Raw genomic sequence first — 22903 nt, forward strand, 5'->3', positions numbered from 1 at the left:
TACTTCCGGTTGCATGTGCGTTGGCTTCCTTACTCGGTCCATTCGTGGGCCTTGTTCTTCCCGGTCACCGAGTTGACTAAGCGCCCGGGATTAATGAAGGATATCCATGCCCCTCACCGGAGGCCAGACCTCGGCAGGTTAAATTCGTTGCTGACGAATTTGCCTCCCGGTTGCCGCATGACTCGGCCGACGGCCTCGCCCTGATGGGGCCAGCGCAGGCGCTGTTCAAGGCACAGGCGTCTTGTCCTGCAGCGCGAATTATTTAGAGTATTATAACCGTGCTGCGGGGTAAAGGTTGCAGGGAGAACGCCCCGGCACTAGACTACCCGCCTCTTTATTTAGTCTGAGCCACCGTCATGCGCGTTACCGATTTTTCCTTTGAACTACCCGAATCCCTGATTGCCCACTACCCGCAGCCTGAGCGCAGTAGCTGCCGCTTGCTGTCGTTAGACGGGCCGACGGGCGCGCTGACGCACGGCACCTTCACCGATCTGCTCGATAAGCTTAATCCCGGCGATCTGCTGGTCTTTAACAATACCCGGGTGATCCCGGCGCGCCTGTTCGGGCGTAAGGCCAGCGGCGGCAAGATTGAAGTGCTGGTCGAGCGCATGCTGGATGACAAACGCATCCTGGCGCACATCCGCGCCTCGAAGGCGCCGAAGCCGGGCGCCGAGCTGCTGCTGGGCGATGATGAAAGCATCCAGGCGACGATGGTGGCACGCCACGACGCGCTGTTTGAAGTCGAGTTTAACGACGAGCGTCCGGTGCTGGATATTCTTAACAGCATCGGCCATATGCCGCTGCCGCCCTATATCGACCGCCCGGATGAAGAAGCCGACCGCGAGCTGTACCAGACCGTTTATAGCGTCAGGCCGGGCGCGGTAGCCGCGCCGACCGCGGGCCTGCACTTTGACGAGCCGCTGCTGGAAAAGCTGCGCGAGAAAGGCGTTGAGATGGCGTTCGTGACGCTGCACGTTGGCGCGGGGACGTTCCAGCCGGTGCGCGTGGACAGCATCGAAGAGCACATCATGCACTCCGAATATGCCGAAGTCCCGCAGGACGTGGTTGACGCGGTGCTGGCCGCCAAAGCGCGCGGCAGCCGCGTTATCGCCGTGGGAACGACCTCGGTACGCTCGCTGGAGAGCGCGGCCCAGGCGGCAAAAAACGATCTGATCGAACCTTTCTTCGGCGACACGAAGATTTTTATCTATCCGGGATATCAGTACAAAGCGGTGGATGCGCTGGTTACCAATTTCCATCTGCCTGAATCTACTCTGATTATGCTGGTTTCGGCGTTTGCCGGCTATCAGCACACCATGAACGCCTATAAGGCTGCGGTAGAACAAAAATATCGCTTTTTTAGCTACGGGGACGCGATGTTTATCACGTACAATCCGCGGGCTATTTTTGAGCGTGTCGGGGAATAACTCCGCGACATGAGTGTTTAACGTCAGACTGTTTTTCTGACGCAGGAGTGATAATGAAATTTGAACTGGATACCACCGACGGTCGCGCCCGCCGCGGTCGCCTGGTGTTTGAGCGCGGCGTGGTTGAAACGCCTGCATTTATGCCCGTTGGGACCTACGGTACCGTTAAAGGAATGACGCCGGAGGAAGTTGAAGCCACCGGCGCGCAGATCATTCTGGGCAACACGTTCCACCTGTGGCTGCGTCCTGGTCAGGAGATCATGAAGCTGCACGGCGACCTGCACGACTTCATGCAGTGGAAAGGGCCGATTCTCACCGATTCCGGCGGTTTTCAGGTCTTCAGCCTCGGCGATATCCGCAAGATAACCGAGCAGGGCGTACACTTCCGCAACCCCATCAACGGCGATCCTATCTTCCTCGATCCGGAAAAATCGATGGAGATTCAGTTCGATCTCGGTTCCGATATCGTGATGATCTTCGACGAATGTACGCCGTATCCGGCGGACTGGGACTATGCCAAACGCTCAATGGAGATGTCCCTGCGCTGGGCGCAGCGCAGCCGTGACCGCTTTGACGGCCTGGGCAACAAAAACGCGCTCTTCGGCATCATTCAGGGCAGCGTTTACGAAGATTTACGTGATATCTCCGTTAAAGGTCTGGTAGATATCGGCTTTGATGGCTACGCTGTCGGCGGTTTGGCTGTCGGCGAGCCGAAAGAGGACATGCACCGTATTCTCGAGCACGTCTGCCCGCAGATCCCGGCCGACAAGCCGCGATATTTGATGGGCGTCGGCAAGCCGGAAGATCTGGTTGAAGGGGTACGTCGCGGTATCGATATGTTCGACTGCGTTATGCCTACGCGTAACGCGCGTAACGGTCACCTGTTCGTCACCGATGGCGTCGTAAAAATCCGTAATGCGAAGCATAAAAGCGATACGGCGACGCTGGATGCCGAATGTGATTGCTATACATGTCGCAATTATTCACGCGCTTACTTGCATCATCTCGATCGTTGCAACGAAATATTGGGCGCGCGCCTCAACACCATTCATAACCTGCGTTATTATCAGCGCTTAATGGCTGGTTTACGCAAGGCTATTGAAGAGGGTAAATTAGAGAGCTTCGTGGCCGATTTTTACCAACGTCAGGGACGAACCGTTCCTCCTTTGAACGTTGATTAATTTTAATAATGAGGGAATTTCAATGAGCTTTTTCATTTCTGATGCGGCAGCAGCAACCGGTGGCGCAGCGCAGAGCAGCCCGATGTCTCTGATCCTGATGCTGGTGGTGTTTGGTCTGATTTTTTACTTCATGATCCTGCGCCCACAGCAGAAACGCAGCAAAGAACATAAAAATCTGATGAGCTCCATCGCCAAAGGTGATGAAGTGCTGACGAATGGTGGCCTGGTTGGTCGCGTCACTAAAGTTGCCGAAAGCGGATACATCGCTATCGCACTGAACGACACCACTGAAGTGGTTATCAAACGTGACTTCGTAGCCGCCGTTCTGCCGAAAGGCACCATGAAGGCGCTGTAATCCACTTTTCCCTAAGGGAACTGCCGTGTTAAACCGTTATCCTTTGTGGAAGTACGTCATGCTGGTCGTCGTCATTGTCGTCGGCCTGCTGTATGCGCTCCCCAACCTGTATGGTGAGGATCCGGCCGTTCAAATCACTGGCGCGCGCGGCGTCGCCGCCAGTGAGCAAACGCTGATCCAGGTCCAGAAAACGTTACAAGAAGAAAAAATTACCGCTAAGTCTGTGGCACTGGAAGAGGGCGCAATTCTTGCGCGCTTCGACACCACCGATGTCCAGCTCCGCGCACGCGAAGTGCTGGTGGACGTGTTGGGTGATAAATACGTCGTGGCGCTGAACCTTGCTCCGGCAACCCCGCGCTGGCTGGCGGCCATCCATGCCGAGCCGATGAAGCTGGGTCTTGACCTTCGCGGCGGCGTACACTTCCTGATGGAAGTCGATATGGACACCGCGCTGGGCAAACTGCAGGAACAAAATATCGACAGCCTGCGCAGCGAGCTGCGTGATAAAGGCATTCCTTACTCCACCGTGCGTAAAGAAGACAATTTTGGTCTGAGCATCGCTTTCCGTGACGCTACCGCGCGCGATCAGGCAATCTCGTATCTTAGCCCGCGTCACCGCGACCTGGTTATCTCAACTCAGGGCAGCACCGGCCTGAAAGCGGTGATGACCGACGAGCGTCTGAAAGAAGCCCGCGAATACGCCGTGCAGCAGAACATCAACATTCTGCGTAACCGTGTAAACCAGCTGGGCGTTGCCGAGCCGCTGGTTCAGCGTCAGGGTGCCGACCGCATCGTGGTTGAGCTGCCGGGTATTCAGGATACCGCGCGCGCGAAAGAGATTCTTGGCGCCACCGCGACCCTGGAATTCCGTCTGGTTAACAGCAACGTTGACAGCTCCGCAGCCGCTTCCGGCCGCGTTCCTGGCGATTCTGAAGTGAAAAGTACGCGTGAAGGTCAGCCGGTTGTGCTGTACAAGCGCGTGATTCTGACCGGTGACCATATCACCGACTCCACTTCCAGCATGGACGAGTTCAACCAGCCGCAGGTTAACATCTCGCTCGACAGCGCCGGTGGTAACATCATGTCTAACTTCACCAAGGACAACATCGGTAAGCCGATGGCGACCCTGTTTGTGGAGTACAAAGACAGCGGTAAGAAAGATGCCAACGGTCGCGCCATTCTGGCGAAAGAGGAAGAGGTGATTAACATCGCCAATATCCAGTCTCGCCTGGGTAACAGCTTCCGTATTACCGGTATCAGCAACCCGAACGAAGCGCGTCAGCTCTCTCTGCTGCTGCGTGCCGGTGCGCTGATCGCGCCGATTCAGATCGTTGAAGAACGGACTATCGGCCCGACCCTGGGTATGCAGAACATCAAGCAGGGCCTGGAAGCGTGTCTGGCCGGTCTGGTGGTGTCTATCCTGTTCATGATCTTCTTCTATAAGAAATTCGGCCTGATTGCGACCTCCGCGCTGGTGGCTAACCTGGTGCTGATCGTCGGTATCATGTCCCTGCTGCCTGGGGCGACGCTGAGTATGCCGGGGATTGCGGGTATCGTTTTAACCCTTGCGGTGGCGGTCGATGCGAACGTTCTGATCAACGAGCGTATTAAAGAAGAGTTGAGCAACGGACGTTCCGTTCAGCAGGCGATTGATGAAGGTTACAGGGGCGCATTCAGCTCGATCTTCGATGCGAACATTACGACGTTGATCAAAGTTATCATCCTGTACGCGGTCGGTACCGGTGCAATTAAAGGGTTTGCTATTACCACCGGTATCGGTGTGGCAACCTCGATGTTTACCGCTATCGTCGGCACCCGTGCCATCGTGAACCTGCTGTACGGCGGCAAGCGCGTTAAAAAGCTGTCTATCTGAGGAGTGCGTTGTGGCACAGGAATATACTGTTGAACAATTGAACCACGGCCGTAAAGTCTATGACTTTATGCGCTGGGACTACTGGGCTTTCGGCATTTCCGGTTTTCTGCTGATTGCCGCCATTGTCGTGATGGGCGTGCGTGGGTTTAACTGGGGTCTCGATTTCACCGGCGGTACGGTGATTGAAATTACCCTCGAAAAACCCGCGGATCTGGACCAGATGCGCGAAGCGCTGCAGAAGGCGGGCTTTGAAGAGCCGCAGCTGCAGAACTTCGGCAGCAGCCGCGACATCATGGTACGTATGCCGCCGGTACATGATACCAACGTCAGCCAGGAGCTGGGCAGCAAGGTCGTGAGCGTGATTAACCAATCGACCAGCCAGGACGCGACGGTTAAACGAATCGAGTTCGTGGGGCCGAGCGTCGGGGCCGATCTTGCGCAAAGCGGTGCGATGGCGCTGCTGGCGGCGCTGATCTGTATCCTGGTATACGTCGGCTTCCGTTTCGAATGGCGTCTTGCCGCCGGGGTGGTCATCGCCCTGGCGCACGATGTGGTCATTACGATGGGTATCCTCTCGCTGTTCCATATCGAGATTGACCTGACCATCGTTGCCTCGCTGATGTCGGTTATCGGCTACTCGCTGAACGACAGCATCGTGGTATCTGACCGTATTCGTGAAAACTTCCGTAAGATCCGCCGCGGTACGCCGTACGAGATCTTCAACGTGTCGTTGACCCAGACGCTGCACCGTACCTTGATCACTTCCGGGACCACGTTAGTGGTGATCCTGATGCTGTATCTCTTTGGCGGTCCGGTTCTCGAAGGCTTCTCGCTGACGATGCTGATCGGTGTCTCCATCGGTACGGCCTCTTCTATCTACGTGGCGTCCGCGCTGGCGCTGAAGCTGGGCATGAAGCGCGAGCATATGCTGCAGCAGAAAGTGGAGAAAGAAGGGGCGGATCAGCCGTCAATTCTGCCGTAAGGCAGTTCCGTTCTGATAACGCAATCCCGGTCGCAAGGCCGGGATTTTTTTATTACAGCGTCGCCAGTTTTGGCTACTCTCCATTATCCGCACGTTGTGACATGGAGTAACGCCCGGGGCCGTCGTAACCCTCTTCGCACTCCCCAATCGACCCTCCGGCACGGCCTGCACGGCGGGTTAACCGCCGTGGAAGCCGAACGCTGCTGACACTACGCTGTCAGTAGCCCTGTCGTAGACTTCTCCTGAAGCCAAACAATGGACAGGAGGATGTATGAACAACGTAATTAACTGGTTTGAAATTCCGGTCGCCGATATGGATCGCGCGGTGGCGTTTTACGAGCCGGTGCTGCAGGTGACGCTGCGTCGGGAAAATATGGATGGTGCTGAAATGGCCGTGTTCCCGTACCAGGAACCGGCTCCCGGCGGTGCGCTGGCAAAATTTGACGGGGTTAAACCTGCTGCTCAGGGATGTATTATCTATCTGCATACCGACAATCTGTCCGCGACGCTCGACCGCGTAAGCTCTGCCGGCGGCAGCTGCGTCTTTGGCCCGCTTGAGCTGTCGAACGATATTGGCGCCATCGCGCTGTTTATTGACAGCGAAGGTAATCGGATTGGCCTGCATCAGCCGAAGAACCTGTCCCAGTGATGCTCAGTGAGGCCTGCGGGACAGGCCCTAAACAATAAGAGAAAAGAGAATGAGCCGACGCGCCGACCGCCTTTTTCAAATCGTGCAGATCCTGCGGGGAAGAAGGCTGACCACCGCCGGACTGCTGGCGGAGCGGCTCGGCGTATCGGAGCGCACCATCTACCGGGATATCCGCGACCTGTCGCTCTCCGGCGTGCCGGTGGAGGGCGAGGCCGGCAGCGGATATCGCCTGCTGGCCGGCTACAGCTTGCCGCCGCTAATGCTGACGACCCAGGAGTCGGAGGCGCTGGTGGCCGCCATTCGGCTGCTGCAAACCTGGGGAGGCGAATCGCTGTCCCAGGCGCTGGAGTCGGCTCAGGAAAAGGTGCTGGCGATTTTGCCTGAGGAGAGCCGGCGCAAGGCCGAGCAGTCGCGGTTGTTTGCGCCGGACTTTGGTGTTCAGGGCTATAGCAAGACGCAGTTCGATCTGGTGCATCGGGCGGTTTCCGGTCAGCGGGTGCTGGCGCTGCACTATCGCGACGAAGCAGGAAAGGTGTCGCAGCGTGAGGTGCTGCCGCTGGGGCTCTTTTTCTGGGGCGAGCGCTGGCTGCTGGTGAGCTGGTGCGAGCTGCGCGATGATTACCGCTGCTTTCGTCTCGACCGCTGTCTGGAAGTGGCGGCTACCGGGCGCCTTTTCAGCGAGCGGGCAGACCGTTCATTGAGTGATTTTCTGCGTAAGGTGAGGTGCGAAGATCGCGAAGCATAATGCGGCTCAATCGATATCCCCGGCGCAGAGGCCGGGGACCATCGGGCAGGATTAGAAGTTGTAACCCACCACGAAGTAACCACCCCAGCCGGTAGAGCGAACGTTGAAGTCGCCGTCACCGAAGTTCAGCTTCGCGTCGTTAGCCCACTGACCGCCGTTATGGAAGTAACGAGCCACTACCGAGTAGTGCCAGTGTGCGTAGTTCAGCGCCAGGATGTGGCTGGAAGCGATGGAGTTGCTGGTGCGCGCGTGTTTGCCGTTCTGGTCGTAGAAGTTGTCATCGCCCAGATCGGAGCCCCAGTCAAAGTTGGTGAAGCCGATGTAGCTCAGCGAGCCGCCCCACAGGTCGGTCAGCGGAACAAAGTATTTCACCTTGAAGCGGTAGCCATCCCACTCGTTTTCGTTGGATGCGCCGTAGTTCTGCCACTGGTATTTGGCGTAGACGTTCAGGGAGAGGCTCATCGGCAGGCCGGTATCGATGTCGGTACCGAGACCCATATACCAGGTGCTCTGGCGACCGGACGCGTTGCGGCCCATGTCGTAGATGTAGTTGTTAGCGAAATACCACTCTTTAAACGGACCGAAGCTCAGGTCGGTATTGGTCAGCTTATCGATAGAGAAACGCGGCTCAATTTCCATAAACAGCGGGGAACCGTGGTTCCAGATACCTTTTGCGTTGGTGTTACCGCCGAAGAATACCGGTGCATCCATGTAACCATAGAAATCAAACCAGTCTTTCTTGGCAAAGGCTTCGTATTCCAGGTAGGTATCGTTACGGATTTGTGGCCCAAAACGGGTGTGGTAGCTACCCACCACGTTTACACTCTGGTGCCACCAATCAGACAGGTACTGCGGTTTGTCGTTTTCTGCCGCGCCGGCAGTGAAAGATGCGGAGAGCGCCACGACGGCGCTTGCTGCCAGTAATGTTTTTTTCATATTGATGCCACTGTTTAAATTGAGCCGAAAGGCGTGAAGAAATTTGCCGAAGCGTATCTAAATATTTCGTATTTCTGTGGCGTCTATTATAGGAATCATTGCTCACAAAAATATGTGTTGTTTCACAGATCGAAAACATGCGTAATCGATTGCGTTCACGATTCTATGCATTTCTTGACAGAATGCCACTGAAATTCATCACTGATGCCCATTTTTTCTGAACTGTTGCGAAAAATTGTAAGTGGATTTTTGCGGGGAAAACCGGGCGTCAGAAACGCCCGGCGGGGAGCTTACTGCGCGTCTGCGGGCTGAATATCGTGGATGCGTACGAAGCCTAGCTGCTCCGGCGTGACGCCGCTGAGGCGTAGCGGAATATCGACGTCGCTCGGTGCCAGAATGCTGGCGGGGGCGCTAATCAGCTGGTCGCGGACGTTGACCTCCCGGTAGCTCTCGGTGGTGCCGCTGATCTGCCCGGAGGCCACGGTTGCGCTAAACGCCGGCAGCGGATCGTTTGATTCGCCCTGGATACGCAGCGTCAGGCGGGTGCCGTCGCCGTCGGGAGCGATATCGCGCAGCGACATCCGCAGGGTGCCTATCTGGCTGTTCAGCCGCGCCGGGGTTTTCGCGCCGGGCAGCAGGTAAACGCCGCTGCTGGACTTCGCGTTAAGGGCGTTTTGCTGGGTAATTTTCACCGTTTGCTGATTGAGCTGGGTCATCTCCTTGCTCAACGTGCTCACGCTCTGATTCATCTGGCGAACTTCGCTTTGCTGAGCGCAGGCGCTGAGCGTAAAAAGGCTACCCACAATCGCCAGCTGCAAATAACGTCTTGTCATGGTCGGGATTCCGTTAACAGAGGGATGCTTAATGGTAGATCGTTTGCATAAGCGCACTATAGATCCTTTGTCTCAAAAGCTCTTTCTTTGTAGTCGGGTCACTTCGCGGTAAACTACCTGCCAGTTTAACTTGATGCCAGGACGCGCTATGCACTGCCCTTTCTGTTTCGCCGTAGATACTAAAGTGATCGACTCTCGCCTGGTGGGGGAGGGCTCTTCTGTACGTCGTCGCCGGCAGTGCCTGGTCTGCAATGAACGCTTTACCACCTTCGAAGTGGCCGAGCTGGTGATGCCGCGAGTGGTAAAAAGCAACGACGTTCGCGAACCCTTCAACGAAGATAAGCTGCGCAGCGGGATGCTCAAAGCGTTAGAAAAGCGTCCGGTCAGCGCCGACGATGTAGAAATGGCGCTCAACCACATCAAAACGCATCTGCGCGGCACCGGTGAACGCGAAGTTCCCAGCAAAATGATCGGTAACCTGGTGATGGAGCAGCTGAAGAAGCTCGATAAAGTCGCCTACATCCGCTTCGCTTCCGTCTATCGCAGTTTTGAAGACATCAAAGAATTCGGCGAAGAGATCGCCCGCTTACAGGATTAAGCCATGCGTGACGAAATATACATGGCACGCGCGCTCAGGCTCGCCGCGCGCGGTCGCTTCACCACCCATCCAAACCCGAACGTCGGCTGCATCATTGTTAAAGACGGCGAAATTGTTGGCGAAGGTTTCCACTACCGCGCCGGCGAGCCGCATGCCGAAGTGCACGCGCTGCGCATGGCCGGTGAAAGGGCCAAAGGCGCCACCGCCTACGTCACCCTGGAGCCCTGCAGCCATCACGGGCGCACGCCGCCGTGCTGCGATGCCCTGATTGCCGCAGGCGTCGTGCGGGTGGTGGCCGCGATGCAGGACCCCAACCCGCAGGTGGCCGGGCGCGGTCTGTATCGCCTGCAGCAGGAAGGTATCGACGTCAGCCACGGCCTGCTGATGGGCGAGGCAGAAGCGCTGAATAAGGGCTTCCTGAAGCGGATGCGCACCGGCTTTCCCTATATTCAGCTAAAAATGGGCGCCTCGCTTGACGGCCGCACGGCAATGGCCAGCGGCGAAAGCCAGTGGATCACCTCCCCGCAGGCGCGACGCGACGTGCAGCGCCTGCGCGCGCAAAGCCATGCGATCCTCACCAGCAGCGCCACCGTCCTCGCGGACGATCCGGCGCTGACCGTGCGCTGGGACGAGCTCACTCCTGATATTCAGGCGCGCTATCCGCAGGAGAATCTGCGCCAGCCGCTGCGTATTGTCATCGACAGCCAAAACCGCGTAACGCCGCAGCACCGCATCGTGCAGCAGGCGGGAGAAACGCTGTTTGCCCGCACCCATCAGGACTCCCGCGAGTGGCCTGAGAACGTGCGCACTCTGCAGATCCCGGAGCATAAAGGCCATCTCGATCTGGTGGTGCTGATGATGCAGCTGGGCAAGCAGCAGGTTAACAGCATCTGGGTGGAGGCCGGTCCTGCCCTGGCCGGGGCGCTGCTGCAGGCGGGGCTGGTGGACGAGCTTATCCTCTACATTGCGCCTAAACTGTTAGGAAGCGACGCGCGCGGGCTCTGCGCGCTGCCGGGGCTTGAGAAGCTGGCCGACGCTCCCCATTTCAAATTCAACGAGATACGTCATGTAGGGCCGGACGTTTGCCTGCATTTAGTCAGCGCGTGATTGCCCTGCCAGACGGGGAAACCGCGCCGGTACGCCTGGTTATTCAGCATGCGACGAGACGGTCAGCGAGGGACGCAGCCTGAATAGTGGCCGGGTCAGCCGCAGCTCACGTCAGAGCAGTTTGCAGGATGAAGTGTATAAAATATTATGGTAGAATCCGCCCCCCTTGCGGGGCCAAATGAACCCGAAGGAAGAGTATGAACATTATTGAAGCTAACGTTGCTACCCCGGACGCTCGCGTCGCCATCACCATTGCGCGTTTCAACAACTTTATCAATGACAGCCTGCTGGAAGGTGCTATCGACGCCCTGAAGCGCATCGGTCAGGTAAAAGATGACAATATTACCGTTGTTTGGGTTCCAGGCGCGTATGAGCTGCCGCTGGCGGCTGGCGCACTGGCAAAAACCGGTAAATATGACGCGATAATTGCGCTGGGTACGGTGATCCGTGGCGGTACCGCGCACTTTGAATATGTGGCTGGCGGAGCAAGCAATGGCCTGGCGCACGTCGCCCAGGAAAGCGAGGTTCCGGTAGCCTTTGGTGTTCTGACCACCGAAAGCATTGAGCAAGCCATCGAACGCGCTGGCACCAAAGCCGGTAACAAGGGCGCAGAAGCTGCGCTGACCGCGCTGGAAATGATTAACGTATTGAAAGCCATCAAGGCCTGAATTTTTTTGTAAGGGGAATTCCGTGAAACCTGCTGCTCGTCGCCGCGCCCGTGAGTGTGCTGTCCAGGCGCTTTACTCCTGGCAGTTGTCGAAAAACGACATCTCTGATGTTGAATACCAGTTCCTGGCGGAACAGGACGTTAAAGATGTCGACGTTCCGTATTTTCGCGAACTGCTGTCCGGAGTGGCGACTAACAGCGCATACCTCGACGGCCTGATGAAGCCGTACCTGTCCCGCCTGCTTGAAGAGCTGGGCCAGGTTGAGAAGGCGGTACTGCGTATCGCGCTGTTCGAACTGTCAAAACGTGACGATGTGCCGTACAAAGTCGCCATCAATGAAGCCATTGAGCTGGCGAAAACCTTCGGCGCTGAAGATAGTCACAAGTTTGTCAACGGCGTGCTGGATAAAGCAGCTCCGGCAATTCGTCCCAACAAAAAGTAAACTCCAGGTCGGGCTTTGCAGGACTCATCCTCGTGAACCCGGCCTTAGAGCCTATTTCGGTAGGCTCTCATTTTTTTCTTTTGCTGAGGCATAACGTATGGCATGCGGCGAATTCTCCCTGATTGCCCGTTATTTTGATCGCGTAAAAAGCATGCGTCTCGATGTGGAAACCGGCATTGGCGACGACTGCGCACTCCTGAATATTCCCGAGAAAAAAACGCTGGCAATCAGCACCGACACCCTGGTGGCGGGCAACCATTTCTTACCTGATATCGATCCTGCCGATCTGGCCTATAAAGCGCTGGCCGTTAATCTGAGCGACCTCGCGGCGATGGGCGCGGAGCCGGCGTGGCTAACGCTGGCGCTGACGCTGCCGGAGGTGGACGAGGCGTGGCTGGAGTCCTTCAGCGATAGCCTGTTTATGCTGCTCAACTATTACGACATGCAGCTGATCGGCGGTGATACCACCCGCGGTCCGCTGTCGATGACGCTGGGAATCCACGGTTTTGTGCCGCCGGGACGCGCCCTGAAGCGCTCCGGGGCGAAGCCCGGCGACTGGATTTACGTGACCGGTACGCCCGGCGACAGCGCCGCCGGGCTGGCGATACTGCAGGAGCGGCTGGCGGTGGCTGACGCCGCCGACGCCGACTATCTGCTGGCGCGCCATCTGCGCCCGATGCCGCGCGTGCTGCAGGGCCAGGCGCTGCGCGATCTGGCGAGCTCGGCTATCGATCTTTCCGACGGGCTGGTCTCCGATCTGGGCCATATCCTCAAAGCCAGCGGCTGCGGGGCGCGCATCGACCTTGACGCGATGCCGCTATCCGAGGCGATGCAGCGTCAGGTTGCGCCGGAGACGGCCCTGCGCTGGGCGCTTGCCGGCGGCGAAGATTATGAGCTGTGCTTTACCGTACCGGAGCTCAATCGCGGCGCGCTCGACGTGGCTATCGGCCAGCTCGGGGCGCGATTTACCTGCATCGGGCAGGTTTGCGCCGAGGCTGACGGCCTGCAGTTTCTGCAGGGGGGCAAGCCGGTGAAGCTTGATTTAAAGGGGTACGATCATTTTGGCGCGCAGTAAAGATATCGCAAAAAGTCGGCTGAACCTGCTTAACCCCTGGCATCTGCTGGCGACCGGCTTCGGCAGCGGGCTAAGCCCCATCGTCCCCGGGACTATGGGGTCGCTGGCGTCGATTCCGTTTTGGTACCTGATGACGTTTCTGCCCTGGCAGCTCTATTCGCTGGTGGTGATGATGAGCATCTGTATTGGGGTCTATATCTGCCACCGCACGGCCAAAGATATGGGCACTCACGATCACGGCAGCATCGTCTGGGATGAGTTTGTCGGGATGTGGATAACCCTGATGGCGCTGCCGACTCTTGACTGGCAGTGGGTGGCCGGCGGATTCGTCATTTTCCGCATTTTCGATATGTGGAAGCCGTGGCCGATTCGCTGGTTCGACCGTAATATTCACGGCGGAATGGGGATCATGGTCGATGATATCGTCGCCGGCGTGATTTCGGCGGGCGTGCTCTACGTCATCGGCCATCACTGGCCGATCGGCCTTATCTGACGCTAAAACCCCGGCGGTGCGCTGACTGCCGGGGTTCTGGCTTAACGCCGCCGGCGGGCTATTTGAATCCGACCACCGGATGCGGCCTGTACGGCGCTTCCAGCTTTTCTACCTGCTCCGGCGTCAGCGTTAAATCGACGGCGTTCAGCAGCTCGTCCAGCTGATCCTGACGCGAGGCGCCGATAATCGGCGCGGCCACGCCGGGTTTGCTCAGCAGCCACGCCAGCGCCACCTGCGCCCGCCCGACGCCCAACTCCTCCGCCACCTCCGCGAGATTCGCCGCGATCAGCTCATCGTTGCTATCGCTGGCGCTGTACAGCGACTGGCCAAACTCATCGGAGACCAGCCGCGCGGTGGTTTCTCCCCACGGGCGGGTGAGACGGCCGCGCGCCAGCGGGCTCCAGGGGATGACCGAGACCCCTGCGCGATTGCACAGCGGCAGCATCTCGTTCTCTTCTTCGCGGTATATCAGGTTGTAATGATCCTGCATGGTGACGAAGCGCGCCCAGCCGTTACGCTCCTGCAGCTCCAGGGCCTGGGCAAACTGGCGGGCATGCATCGATGAAGCGCCGATATAGCGCGCCTTACCCGCCTTAACCACCTCGTTCAACGCCTCGAGGGTCTCTTCAATGGGCGTGGCGTAATCCCAGCGGTGGATTTGCAGCAGGTCAACGTACTCCATGCCCAGGCGCCGCAGGCTGTCGTCGATAGAGCGGAGAATTTGCGCGCGGGAGAGGCCTTCCGGCAGGTCCCCCACCTGGTGGTAAACCTTGGTGGCAACCACCACTTCGTCGCGGCGGGCAAAGTCGCGCAGGGCGCGGCCAACGATCTCTTCGCTGCTGCCTTCGGAGTAACTGTTGGCAGTATCAAAAAAGTTGATGCCGCCTTCCAGAGCGCGCTGGATCAGCGGGCGGCTGCTCTCTTCCGGTAGCGTCCAGGCGTGTTTGCCCCGGTCCGGCTCGCCGAAGGTCATGCAGCCGAGACACAGTCGGGAAACCCGCAGGTTGGTTGCTTCAGGGGTGATATATTGCATTGATATACTCCTGCTATGCGCTAAAAAGGGTTTCTTTTAAGCATAGCAGGAGCCGTTCGGAGGGTTATGCGAGCCAGGCGGTGATTTTAGCTTCGATACCGGCGGCATCGAGGCCGAGGTCGGCGTGAACTTCTTCCTGGGTTCCCTGGGGAATAAAGAAGTCCGGCAGACCGATATTCAGCACCGGCACCGCGCGGCGATGCGCCATCAGCAGCTCATTAACGCCGCTGCCCGCGCCGCCCATGATCGCGTTCTCTTCCAGCGTGACCAGCGCCTCGTGCCCGGCGGCCAGCTGCAAAATCAGCGCGTTATCAAGCGGTTTCACAAAGCGCATATCCACCAGCGTGGCGTTGAGCTTGTCCGCCACCTGCGCGGCTTCCTTCAGCATGGTACCGAAGTTAAGGATCGCAATTTTCTCGCCTTCGCGCTTCACCACGCCCTTACCGATCGGCAGCGAGGCCAGCGGCTCCAGCGTCGCGCCGGTACCCGTTCCGCGCGGATAGCGCACCGCGCTTGGGCCGTCGCCGTAGTGATAGCCGGTATACAGCATCTGGCGACATTCGTTCTCGTCGCTCGGCGTCATGATGACCATCTCCGGAATACAGCGCAGGAAGGAGAGGTCGAAGGCGCCCTGGTGCGTCTGCCCGTCGGCGCCGACGATGCCGGCCCGGTCGATGGCAAACAGCACCGGCAGCTTCTGGATAGCGACGTCGTGAATCACCTGATCGTAGGCGCGCTGCAGGAAGGTGGAGTAAATGGCCACCACCGGCTTATAGTCGCCGATTGCCAGCCCGGCGGCAAAGGTCACCGCGTGCTGCTCGGCGATAGCCACATCGAAATACTGGTCAGGGAATTTTTTCGAGAACTCGACCATCCCCGAGCCTTCGCGCATGGCCGGCGTCACGGCCATTAGCTTGCTATCTTTCGCCGCGGTTTCGCACAGCCAGTCGCCGAAAATTTTCGAATAAGAGGGCAGGCCGCCGCTGCTTTTTGGCAGCACCCCGCTGGTATGGTCAAATTTCGGCACCGCGTGGAAGGTGATCGGGTCTTTTTCCGCTGGCTCATAGCCGCGGCCTTTTTTGGTCATAATATGCAGGAACTGCGGCCCTTTCAGATCGCGCATGTTCTTCAGCGTATTGACCAGCCCGAGCACGTCGTGACCGTCCACCGGCCCGATGTAGTTAAAGCCCAGCTCTTCAAACAGAGTCCCGGGAACCACCATGCCTTTGATATGTTCTTCGGTGCGTTTGAGCAGCTCTTTAATCGGCGGAACGCCTGAGAAGACCTTCTTGCCGCCTTCGCGCAGGGTCGAGTACAGCTTGCCGGAAAGCAGCTGCGCGAGATGATTATTCAGCGCACCGACGTTCTCAGAAATCGACATTTCATTGTCGTTCAGCACCACCAGCAGGTCGGGTTTGATATCGCCCGCGTGGTTCATGGCCTCAAACGCCATCCCGGCGGTGATCGCCCCGTCGCCAATGACGCAGACCGCACGCCGCTGCTTGTCTTCCTTCGCGGCGGCAATGGCGACGCCAATGCCCGCAGAAATGGAGGTCGATGAGTGTCCGACGCTCAGCACGTCATATTCACTTTCGCCGCGCCACGGGAACGGATGCAGCCCGCCTTTCTGCCGAATAGTGCCGATTTTGTCACGGCGGCCGGTCAGAATTTTATGCGGGTAGGCCTGGTGGCCAACGTCCCAAATCAGGCGGTCGAAAGGGGTGTTATAGACGTAGTGAAGCGCCACGGTCAGTTCGACCGTGCCGAGGCCGGAGGCAAAATGCCCGCTGGAACGGCTGACGCTGTCCAGCAGATAGCGCCGAAGTTCGTCGCACAGCTTCGGCAGGCTATCTTTCGGCAACAAACGCAGCTCCTGGGTGGAATCTACCAGCGCCAGGGTCGGGTATTTGGCAATATCAAAACTCATCAGAGACTCATTTATTGTTTATTTATCACGCTGAATTATGTAATTCGCGAGCGCTTCCAGTGCCGTGGTATCCAGAGATTGCGCGGCCAGCTCATTTAACGACTGGCGGGCGTCTTCAATCAGGCCGTGCGCTTTGTTCCGGGCTTGCTCAAGACCCAGAAGCGCGGGGTAGGTACTTTTGCCCAGCTGCTGATCGGCTCCCTGACGTTTGCCAAGGGTCGCAGTATCCCCTACCACGTCAAGAATGTCATCCTGGACCTGGAAGGCGAGACCGATATTTTCCGCATAGCGATCGAGCGCCGGCAGCGCCGCACGGCCGCGTTCGCCGGCGCTCAGGGCGCCCATGCGCACCGCCGCACGAATCAGCGCCCCGGTCTTATGGCGATGAATGCGCTTGAGCGCCTCAAGGTCAACCTGATGGCCTTCGGCTTCGAGATCCAGCGCCTGACCACCGCACATGCCGGCAACGCCGCTGGCCTGAGCTAGCTCGGAAACCATCGCCAGCCGGTCGCGATCCGGTACTTCCGGCATCGCCGCATCACTTAGTATAGAAAACGCCAGCGTTTGTAGGGCGTCTCCGGCAAGAATTGCGTTGGCTTCGCCAAATTTAATATGGCAGGTAGGCAGGCCGCGACGCAGATCGTCATCGTCCATGGCCGGCAGATCGTCATGCATCAGCGAATAGGCGTGGATGCATTCAACGGCCGCGGCCGGCGCGTCCAGGGTTGCGCGGCTGACGCCAAACATGTCGCCGGTGGCGTACACCAGGAAGGGGCGCAGGCGCTTGCCGCCTAATAATGCGCCGTACTGCATGGCTTCAACCAGCGGAGTGTTCTGAAACGGCAGCGGCGCAAGAAAACGGCGCAGCGCGTCGTTGGCCTGCTCAACGCAGGCCTGAAGCTGTTGCGGGAAATCCATCTATTCAGCGTCCGGTGTAAAAGGCGTCAGCGGCGTATCTTCGCTCTCTGCCAGCAGAATTTGTACGCGCTGCTCGGCCTGCTGCAGCTTTGCCTGTCCCTGACGCGCCAGCTGCACGCCGCGCTCAAACTCACCGAGCGCTTCTTCTAACGGCAGAGCGCCGCTTTCCAGACGATTGACGATCTGCTCCAGCTCGCTCAGGGCGGTTTCAAAGCTGGCCGGGGCCTCATTTTTCTTTGGCATAGTGAATATAGACTCTTGTTATGTCGCGACAGCAGTATGGTAACGAAGTCACGTGGTTAAGCAAATATGCGCCTTATCCGGCAAGCGGCGCCGGCCTAAGCCCGATGCGCTCCCGGCGAACCTGTCGTCCCGGCTGCGGCAGATGATTTAGCGTAAAACACGCAATGCCAGGTGAAAAGCTTCCATTAGTGGTATACTTCGCGCCCTGGATGCAGGCACCGCGGTGCACTGCAGTACATCTTTTGCTTAAAGCCCTGTCGGGCTTGCCAACGAACTATTGTCGCCATGAAGTTTATCATTAAATTGTTCCCGGAAATCACCATCAAAAGCCAATCTGTGCGATTGCGCTTCATTAAAATCTTAACCGGGAACATTCGTAACGTTCTCAAAAACTATGATGAGACGCTCGCCGTCGTTCGTCATTGGGATCATATCGAAGTTCGCGCGAAAGACGAAAATCAGCGTCCGGCTATTCGCGATGCGCTGACCCGAATTCCCGGTATTCACCATATTCTCGAAGTCGAAGACGTCCCCTTCACTTCGCTGCACGATATTTTCGAGCAAACGCTGCCGCTGTGGCGCGAGACGCTGGAAGGCAAAACCTTCTGCGTGCGCGTGAAGCGTCGCGGTAAGCATGAGTTTACCTCTATCGAAGTGGAACGCTACGTCGGTGGCGGCCTCAACCAGCATATCGAGACCGCCCGCGTTAAGCTGACCAACCCGGATATCACCGTCAATCTGGAGATCGAAAACGATCGCCTGCTGCTGGTGAAGGGGCGCTATGAAGGCATCGGCGGTTTCCCTATCGGCACCCAGGAAGACGTGCTGTCGCTGATTTCCGGCGGCTTCGACTCCGGCGTTTCCAGCTACATGCTGATGCGTCGCGGCTGTCGCGTACACTACTGCTTCTTTAACCTCGGCGGCGCGGCGCACGAAATCGGCGTTCGTCAGGTTGCGCACTACCTGTGGAACCGCTTTGGCAGCTCCCACCGCGTGCGTTTTGTGGCGATTAACTTTGAGCCGGTAGTCGGTGAGATCCTCGAAAAAGTTGACGATGGTCAGATGGGCGTCGTGCTTAAGCGCATGATGGTGCGCGCGGCCTCTCAGGTAGCCGAACGCTACGGCGTGCAGGCGCTGGTGACCGGTGAAGCGCTGGGTCAGGTATCCAGCCAGACGCTGACCAACCTGCGGCTGATCGATAACGTCTCCGATACGCTGATCCTGCGTCCGCTGATCTCTCACGATAAAGAGCACATCATTAACCTGGCGCGCGAAATCGGTACCGAAGACTTTGCCCGCACCATGCCGGAATACTGCGGCGTGATCTCGAAGAGCCCGACCGTGAAGGCGGTGAAGGCGAAGATCGAAGCGGAAGAGCAGAACTTCGATTTCAGCATCCTTGAGAAGGTGGTGGCGGAAGCCAATAACGTCGATATTCGCGAGATCGCCCAGCAGACTCAGCAGGAAGTGGTTGAAGTTGAAACCGTCAGCGGTTTTGGCCCCAACGACGTGATTCTGGATATTCGCTCGGTTGACGAGCAGGATGAAAAACCGCTGAAGGTGGAAGGCGTCGACGTGGTTTCGCTGCCGTTCTACAAGCTGAGCACCCAGTTCGGCAACCTCGACCAGAGCAAAACCTGGCTGCTGTGGTGCGAGCGTGGCGTAATGAGTCGCCTGCAGGCGCTCTATCTGCGCGAGCAGGGCTTTGAGAACGTGAAGGTCTATCGTCCGTAGCCGCGAAGCGTGACGGTCACCCCGTTAAGCGCCGCCCGGCGCGAGCGGGGGAAGTCCCGGATAACGGCAGCGATGCCTTGTCCGGGCGACCGAGCCTGACCCGTAGCGGATCAGGCTTCGTAGTAGTTATATATTCCCGCCGGTATTATCAGCTGTGAAGCGACCTCGTGCGCCTTTTCACGACTGACCAGCAGATCGATCATCTTGAGCGCAAAATCAATCGCCGTTCCCGGCCCCTGGCTGGTGAGCAGGTTAACCCGCGGATCCCAGACCACGCGCTTATCCTGCCACTGCCCGACGGGAATTTGCTCCTTCAGCGCCGGAAAGCCGGTCATGTTGCCGATGGGGAAAAGGTTGTGCGGGACCAGCACCGTGGCGGCAGCGGCGCAGATGGCGGCGACGATCCGCCCGGAGAGATGGAACTGCCGGACCGTTTCGACCAGCAGCGGGCTATCGCGGAAGTATTCCGCGCCCTTGATGCCGCCGGGCAGAACGATAATGTCATAGTCGCCGTCGGCAACTTCGACCAGCGGCGCATCGGCCAGCAGCTTAACGCCGCGCGAGCAGACAACGGTCAGGCTGCCGTCGCCGGCGACGCTGGCGGTGGTGACCTGCACGCCGCCGCGTACTAATATATCGATAGCGGTGACCGCTTCCGTCTCTTCGCTACCAGGGGCGAGGCAAATCAGTGCCGACGCGCTCATATTCATTCTCCTTACGCTTGACCAGTTCAAACATGCGGGCGTTTTCCGGTACGGCAAGGCCGTGGGCGCGGGCGCGCTTGAGCAGAAAACCGGTGATATAGTCGATTTCCGTATGACGCTGAGCGCGGATGTCCTGCAACATCGAAGAGATATTTTCTGCCGTACTTTCAATTACCTGATGGACATAAAATAGCAGATTTTCCGGCGATGTATGTATGCCTTCGCGCTCCATCACCGCGGCAACTTCCCGGCAGATAGTCTCTACTTCCCCCGCCGCATCGCGCAGATCGCCATTTTTACAGTTTCGTAGCGCCGTCAGCGGATTAATCACGCAGTTGACCGCCAGCTTGCTCCAGAGGGCCGGCTGGATATTATTGTGCCAGGCCACGTCGGGCAGGACGTTTTGCAGCGTATCGGCAAGCGCGCTGTAGTCCTGCGGATAGGCTTTCGCCGGGCCAATATGGGTGGTGCCGTTCGCCACGTGGACGATAACGTTGCCGTCGCGCCGCGCGGCCTGGGTAGTTGAGGCCAGCAGCAGGGGCTGGGTGACGCCTTTGAGCTCGTCGACGGTGCCCATGCCGTTATGGATAAGCAGTATCGGGGAGGAGGCGGGCAGGCGCTCGGCGAGGTTCTTTACCGCCGTAGAGACCTGCCAGGCCTTCAGGGTAACCAGCAGCAGGTCGCTGCTGGCGAGAAAATCGGGATCGTTAGCGGTTAACGATTCGTTGAAAATGCTGCCGTCACTCTCGACCAGATTGACGCTGCAGAAAGGCTGTGGGACGCGCAACCACCCCTGGACTTCGTGTCCACGTTTACACAGCGCGGTCAGCCATAGCTGCCCAAGCGCACCGCATCCGAGTACGGTTACCTTCATTAATCCTCCTCACCTGCGACAATCCCAGGCACTCATAGCTAAAGTATATACTCGTTGTCCTTCCTGCTGCAGCCAATGCCGCCGCGGCTGGAAAAACCTGGAGCATAGCGCCGTCAGCTATGCTTGCGGGATAACCAGTTGAGTTATGCCGTGTTGCAGGTATTATGCAACGCAAAAGAAACGAAAGGAGAGGAAAAGATGCCATCTTTCGATATTGTCTCTGAAGTCGATCTTCAGGAAGTTCGAAACGCCGTAGAGAACGCGACCCGTGAAGTTGAATCGCGTTTTGATTTTCGCAACGTGGAAGCCAGCTTTGAGCTGAACGAAAAAAATGAGACCATCAAGGTTCTCAGCGAGTCTGATTTCCAGATTAACCAGCTGCTGGATATTCTGCGTGCTAAGCTGCTGAAGCGCGGCATCGAGGGCAGCTCTCTCGAGGTGCCGGAAGAGTTCGTGCACAGCGGTAAAACCTGGTTTGTCGATGCCAAACTGAAGCAGGGCATTGAGAGCACGATGCAGAAAAAAATCGTTAAGCTCATCAAAGACAGCAAGCTGAAGGTGCAGGCGCAGATTCAGGGCGAAGAGATCCGCGTGACCGGCAAGGCGCGTGACGATCTGCAGGCGGTAATGGCGCTGGTGCGCGGCGGCGATTTAGGCCAGCCGTTCCAGTTCAAGAACTTCCGCGACTAATAAAAAAGCGGGTTATCCCCGCTTTTTTTAACTGCCTTTTATCGCCTGCTCAACCTCGAAGCGATTGGTCAGCTTGCTGTCGATTTTGACGTAGACCGAACGCTCTTCGGCAACCACCAGCGCCTGCTTCACCCCGTCGAGGGCCAGCAGACGCGTCTGCAGCGAATCATCTACGGCCACCTCACCCGGGATTTCAATTCTCAGGCTGCTGACGTACGGCGGCTCGCTCATCGTTCCGGCAACCAGCAGCCACAGCATCGCCAGCAGCGCGCCGAGCAGGAACACGGTCTGCGAATCGAAGAAGCCGTCAACCCAGCCGCCGAGCGCGCCGCCGATCGCCACGCCGAGAAACTGGCTGGTGGAGTAGATGCCCATCGCGGTGCCTTTATACCCGGCCGGCGACTCTTTGCTAATCAGCGACGGCAGCAGCGCTTCCAGCAGGTTAAAGGCGAGGAAGAACAGCTGAACCCCCGCGACCAGCTCCCAGAAGTATCCGCCCGCGCCCCACAGGACGATTTCGGCGACCAGCAGCAGCGCAACGCAGAACACGAAGACCTGCTTCATCTTGCGCTTCACTTCGGCATAGATGATAAACGGCACGACCGAGACAAAAGAGATAAGCATGGTCACCAGATAAATCTTCCAGTGCTCAGCGGCGGGGAAGCCTGCGGCCTCCAGCTGGCCGGGTAGGGCGACGAATGTCGACATCAGCATGATGTGCAGGCACATAATGCCGAAATTGAGCTTCAGCAGCTTTGGCTCGGCGAGGACTTTGCTAAAGCAGTCTTTTACCATGCCTGATTCGCGGTTCAGGACGTGATTATGGCTGTTGGGCACCACCCACAGGGTGAGCAGAATGCCGATTGACGCCAGTCCGGCGATCATCCAGAACAGGGCGTGCAGGCCCAGCTGGTGGGTGACTATCGGCCCCAGCACCATGGCGATAGCAAAGGTTACGCCGAAGCTGACGCCAATAAAGGCCATCGCTTTGGTGCGGTTCTGCTCGCGAGTTAAATCGGAAAGGAGCGCCATGACCGCGGCGGCAATCGCCCCGGAGCCCTGCAGCGCCCGGCCGAGAATAATGCCCCAGATGGAGTCGCTGAGCGCGGCGATAACGCTGCCGATAACGAAGATCAGCAGGCCGCCTACGATCAGCGGCTTGCGCCCGATACGGTCGGAAAGCAGGCCGAACGGGATCTGAAACAGGGCCTGGGCCAGTCCATAAATACCAATCGCCAGACCGATAAGCGCCTCGCTGGCGCCCTGTAATGCCATACCGTAGGTGGTTAGAACCGGCAGAACCATAAACATGCCGAGCATACGCAGCGAGAATACGGTTCCCAAACCCCAGGTCGCGCGCAGTTCGCCTGGCGTCATTTTGTTATCGTTCATTACCACCTCAATCTAAAAACTGCG

Annotated in this window: 24 protein-coding genes; 15 read left to right on the plus strand and 9 right to left on the minus strand. The window is 58.0% G+C overall.

The window, feature by feature from the left end; genetic code table 11:
* Nucleotides 1-356: 356 nt before the first annotated feature.
* The 7 genes from queA (at nt 357) to EDF75_RS00430 (ending at nt 7212) form a co-directional block, all read left to right on the plus strand.
* The gene (gene queA / locus EDF75_RS00400; protein ID WP_133596385.1) at nt 357-1427 is read left to right on the plus strand and encodes a tRNA preQ1(34) S-adenosylmethionine ribosyltransferase-isomerase QueA; all 1071 of its coding nucleotides are present in this window, start codon (nt 357-359) and stop codon (nt 1425-1427) included.
* Nucleotides 1428-1480: 53 nt separating this feature from the next.
* Nucleotides 1481-2608 (plus strand): tRNA guanosine(34) transglycosylase Tgt, encoded by a 1128-nt coding sequence (tgt, locus tag EDF75_RS00405; protein WP_041144281.1) that lies wholly within the window; start codon nt 1481-1483, stop codon nt 2606-2608.
* A 22-nt stretch (nt 2609-2630) separates the two neighbouring features.
* A complete protein-coding gene (gene yajC, locus EDF75_RS00410) occupies nt 2631-2963 on the plus strand; it encodes a preprotein translocase subunit YajC (protein WP_041144282.1) in 333 nt (110 codons plus the stop codon).
* Nucleotides 2964-2988: 25 nt separating this feature from the next.
* Nucleotides 2989-4836 (plus strand): protein translocase subunit SecD, encoded by a 1848-nt coding sequence (gene secD, locus EDF75_RS00415; RefSeq protein WP_072051773.1) that lies wholly within the window; start codon nt 2989-2991, stop codon nt 4834-4836.
* 10 nt (nt 4837-4846) lie between these two features.
* Nucleotides 4847-5818, plus strand: coding sequence for a protein translocase subunit SecF (gene secF, locus EDF75_RS00420; RefSeq protein ID WP_045854195.1), 972 nt, complete (start codon nt 4847-4849; stop codon nt 5816-5818).
* A gap of 271 nt (nt 5819-6089) precedes the next feature.
* The gene (locus EDF75_RS00425) at nt 6090-6467 is read left to right on the plus strand and encodes a VOC family protein (protein ID WP_133596387.1); all 378 of its coding nucleotides are present in this window, start codon (nt 6090-6092) and stop codon (nt 6465-6467) included.
* Between the two features lie 49 nt (nt 6468-6516).
* A complete protein-coding gene (locus tag EDF75_RS00430; RefSeq protein WP_128878946.1) occupies nt 6517-7212 on the plus strand; it encodes a helix-turn-helix transcriptional regulator in 696 nt (231 codons plus the stop codon).
* Nucleotides 7213-7263: 51 nt separating this feature from the next.
* Here EDF75_RS00430 and EDF75_RS00435 read toward each other — a convergent pair whose 3' ends face one another.
* Both EDF75_RS00435 and EDF75_RS00440 read right to left on the minus strand, forming a co-directional pair.
* Nucleotides 7264-8148: a nucleoside-specific channel-forming protein Tsx gene (locus EDF75_RS00435; protein ID WP_045854198.1), complete on the minus strand. Its 885-nt coding sequence runs from the start codon at nt 8146-8148 to the stop codon at nt 7264-7266.
* Between the two features lie 290 nt (nt 8149-8438).
* On the minus strand, nt 8439-8981 hold the full coding sequence (locus EDF75_RS00440) for a SadB/YajI family lipoprotein (RefSeq protein ID WP_076944655.1): 543 nt from the start codon (nt 8979-8981) through the stop codon (nt 8439-8441).
* A gap of 148 nt (nt 8982-9129) precedes the next feature.
* On the opposite strand from EDF75_RS00440, the gene nrdR reads away from it, so the two are divergent.
* The 6 genes from nrdR to pgpA all read left to right on the plus strand — a co-directional run bounded on the left by nrdR (nt 9130) and on the right by pgpA (nt 13364).
* Nucleotides 9130-9579: a transcriptional regulator NrdR gene (gene nrdR / locus EDF75_RS00445; protein WP_004858609.1), complete on the plus strand. Its 450-nt coding sequence runs from the start codon at nt 9130-9132 to the stop codon at nt 9577-9579.
* Between the two features lie 3 nt (nt 9580-9582).
* Nucleotides 9583-10686: a bifunctional diaminohydroxyphosphoribosylaminopyrimidine deaminase/5-amino-6-(5-phosphoribosylamino)uracil reductase RibD gene (gene ribD, locus EDF75_RS00450; RefSeq protein WP_133596389.1), complete on the plus strand. Its 1104-nt coding sequence runs from the start codon at nt 9583-9585 to the stop codon at nt 10684-10686.
* A 197-nt stretch (nt 10687-10883) separates the two neighbouring features.
* Entirely contained in the window at nt 10884-11354 is a 471-nt protein-coding gene (gene ribH / locus EDF75_RS00455; protein ID WP_041144290.1) for a 6,7-dimethyl-8-ribityllumazine synthase, read from the plus strand.
* 22 nt (nt 11355-11376) lie between these two features.
* Nucleotides 11377-11796 (plus strand): transcription antitermination factor NusB, encoded by a 420-nt coding sequence (nusB, locus tag EDF75_RS00460; protein WP_041144291.1) that lies wholly within the window; start codon nt 11377-11379, stop codon nt 11794-11796.
* 97 nt (nt 11797-11893) lie between these two features.
* Entirely contained in the window at nt 11894-12871 is a 978-nt protein-coding gene (gene thiL / locus EDF75_RS00465; protein WP_133596390.1) for a thiamine-phosphate kinase, read from the plus strand.
* The gene (pgpA, locus tag EDF75_RS00470) at nt 12852-13364 is read left to right on the plus strand and encodes a phosphatidylglycerophosphatase A (RefSeq protein ID WP_166646127.1); all 513 of its coding nucleotides are present in this window, start codon (nt 12852-12854) and stop codon (nt 13362-13364) included. The genes thiL and pgpA overlap by 20 nt, the downstream gene beginning before the upstream one ends.
* 58 nt (nt 13365-13422) lie before the next feature.
* Here pgpA and EDF75_RS00475 read toward each other — a convergent pair whose 3' ends face one another.
* The 4 genes from EDF75_RS00475 to xseB form a co-directional block, all read right to left on the minus strand.
* Entirely contained in the window at nt 13423-14397 is a 975-nt protein-coding gene (locus EDF75_RS00475; RefSeq protein WP_133596394.1) for an aldo/keto reductase, read from the minus strand.
* A 64-nt stretch (nt 14398-14461) separates the two neighbouring features.
* The gene (gene dxs, locus EDF75_RS00480) at nt 14462-16324 is read right to left on the minus strand and encodes a 1-deoxy-D-xylulose-5-phosphate synthase (RefSeq protein ID WP_133596396.1); all 1863 of its coding nucleotides are present in this window, start codon (nt 16322-16324) and stop codon (nt 14462-14464) included.
* Nucleotides 16325-16342: 18 nt separating this feature from the next.
* The gene (gene ispA / locus EDF75_RS00485; RefSeq protein WP_045854206.1) at nt 16343-17242 is read right to left on the minus strand and encodes a (2E,6E)-farnesyl diphosphate synthase; all 900 of its coding nucleotides are present in this window, start codon (nt 17240-17242) and stop codon (nt 16343-16345) included.
* Nucleotides 17243-17485, minus strand: coding sequence for an exodeoxyribonuclease VII small subunit (gene xseB, locus EDF75_RS00490; protein ID WP_041144297.1), 243 nt, complete (start codon nt 17483-17485; stop codon nt 17243-17245).
* Between the two features lie 285 nt (nt 17486-17770).
* Between xseB and thiI the strand changes: the two genes are divergently transcribed.
* On the plus strand, nt 17771-19219 hold the full coding sequence (gene thiI, locus EDF75_RS00495) for a tRNA uracil 4-sulfurtransferase ThiI (protein WP_133596398.1): 1449 nt from the start codon (nt 17771-17773) through the stop codon (nt 19217-19219).
* A gap of 110 nt (nt 19220-19329) precedes the next feature.
* Here thiI and yajL read toward each other — a convergent pair whose 3' ends face one another.
* Together yajL and panE are read right to left on the minus strand one after the other, a co-directional pair.
* Nucleotides 19330-19923: a protein deglycase YajL gene (gene yajL / locus EDF75_RS00500; RefSeq protein ID WP_133596400.1), complete on the minus strand. Its 594-nt coding sequence runs from the start codon at nt 19921-19923 to the stop codon at nt 19330-19332.
* Nucleotides 19886-20797 carry a 2-dehydropantoate 2-reductase gene (gene panE / locus EDF75_RS00505; RefSeq protein ID WP_133596402.1) on the minus strand — a complete coding sequence of 304 codons (912 nt, stop codon included), beginning with the start codon at nt 20795-20797 and terminating at the stop codon, nt 19886-19888. The genes yajL and panE overlap by 38 nt, the downstream gene beginning before the upstream one ends.
* Before the next feature lie 198 nt (nt 20798-20995).
* Here panE and EDF75_RS00510 point away from each other — a divergent pair, with 198 nt between their 5' ends.
* On the plus strand, nt 20996-21487 hold the full coding sequence (locus EDF75_RS00510) for a YajQ family cyclic di-GMP-binding protein (RefSeq protein WP_041144301.1): 492 nt from the start codon (nt 20996-20998) through the stop codon (nt 21485-21487).
* Between the two features lie 27 nt (nt 21488-21514).
* Here EDF75_RS00510 and EDF75_RS00515 read toward each other — a convergent pair whose 3' ends face one another.
* The gene (locus EDF75_RS00515) at nt 21515-22879 is read right to left on the minus strand and encodes an MFS transporter (protein ID WP_133596403.1); all 1365 of its coding nucleotides are present in this window, start codon (nt 22877-22879) and stop codon (nt 21515-21517) included.
* Between the last annotated feature and the right edge of the window lie 24 nt (nt 22880-22903).

This window comes from Klebsiella sp. BIGb0149 (assembly GCF_004362605.1).
GTDB classification, from domain to species: domain Bacteria; phylum Pseudomonadota; class Gammaproteobacteria; order Enterobacterales; family Enterobacteriaceae; genus Klebsiella; species Klebsiella terrigena.

Bases quoted from the DNA above. Each gene is read 5' to 3' on its own strand.
- queA (WP_133596385.1), top strand. From the start codon at position 357: ATGCGCGTTACCGATTTTTCCTTTGAACTACCCGAATCCCTGATTGCC.
- tgt (WP_041144281.1), top strand. From the start codon at position 1,481: ATGAAATTTGAACTGGATACCACCGACGGTCGCGCCCGCCGCGGTCGC.
- yajC (WP_041144282.1), top strand. From the start codon at position 2,631: ATGAGCTTTTTCATTTCTGATGCGGCAGCAGCAACCGGTGGCGCAGCG.
- EDF75_RS00425 (WP_133596387.1), top strand. From the start codon at position 6,090: ATGAACAACGTAATTAACTGGTTTGAAATTCCGGTCGCCGATATGGAT.
- EDF75_RS00430 (WP_128878946.1), top strand. From the start codon at position 6,517: ATGAGCCGACGCGCCGACCGCCTTTTTCAAATCGTGCAGATCCTGCGG.
- EDF75_RS00435 (WP_045854198.1), bottom strand. From the start codon at position 8,148: ATGAAAAAAACATTACTGGCAGCAAGCGCCGTCGTGGCGCTCTCCGCA.
- EDF75_RS00440 (WP_076944655.1), bottom strand. From the start codon at position 8,981: ATGACAAGACGTTATTTGCAGCTGGCGATTGTGGGTAGCCTTTTTACG.
- nrdR (WP_004858609.1), top strand. From the start codon at position 9,130: ATGCACTGCCCTTTCTGTTTCGCCGTAGATACTAAAGTGATCGACTCT.
- ribD (WP_133596389.1), top strand. From the start codon at position 9,583: ATGCGTGACGAAATATACATGGCACGCGCGCTCAGGCTCGCCGCGCGC.
- ribH (WP_041144290.1), top strand. From the start codon at position 10,884: ATGAACATTATTGAAGCTAACGTTGCTACCCCGGACGCTCGCGTCGCC.
- thiL (WP_133596390.1), top strand. From the start codon at position 11,894: ATGGCATGCGGCGAATTCTCCCTGATTGCCCGTTATTTTGATCGCGTA.
- EDF75_RS00475 (WP_133596394.1), bottom strand. From the start codon at position 14,397: ATGCAATATATCACCCCTGAAGCAACCAACCTGCGGGTTTCCCGACTG.
- dxs (WP_133596396.1), bottom strand. From the start codon at position 16,324: ATGAGTTTTGATATTGCCAAATACCCGACCCTGGCGCTGGTAGATTCC.
- ispA (WP_045854206.1), bottom strand. From the start codon at position 17,242: ATGGATTTCCCGCAACAGCTTCAGGCCTGCGTTGAGCAGGCCAACGAC.
- xseB (WP_041144297.1), bottom strand. From the start codon at position 17,485: ATGCCAAAGAAAAATGAGGCCCCGGCCAGCTTTGAAACCGCCCTGAGC.
- thiI (WP_133596398.1), top strand. From the start codon at position 17,771: ATGAAGTTTATCATTAAATTGTTCCCGGAAATCACCATCAAAAGCCAA.
- yajL (WP_133596400.1), bottom strand. From the start codon at position 19,923: ATGAGCGCGTCGGCACTGATTTGCCTCGCCCCTGGTAGCGAAGAGACG.
- panE (WP_133596402.1), bottom strand. From the start codon at position 20,797: ATGAAGGTAACCGTACTCGGATGCGGTGCGCTTGGGCAGCTATGGCTG.
- EDF75_RS00510 (WP_041144301.1), top strand. From the start codon at position 20,996: ATGCCATCTTTCGATATTGTCTCTGAAGTCGATCTTCAGGAAGTTCGA.
- EDF75_RS00515 (WP_133596403.1), bottom strand. From the start codon at position 22,879: ATGAACGATAACAAAATGACGCCAGGCGAACTGCGCGCGACCTGGGGT.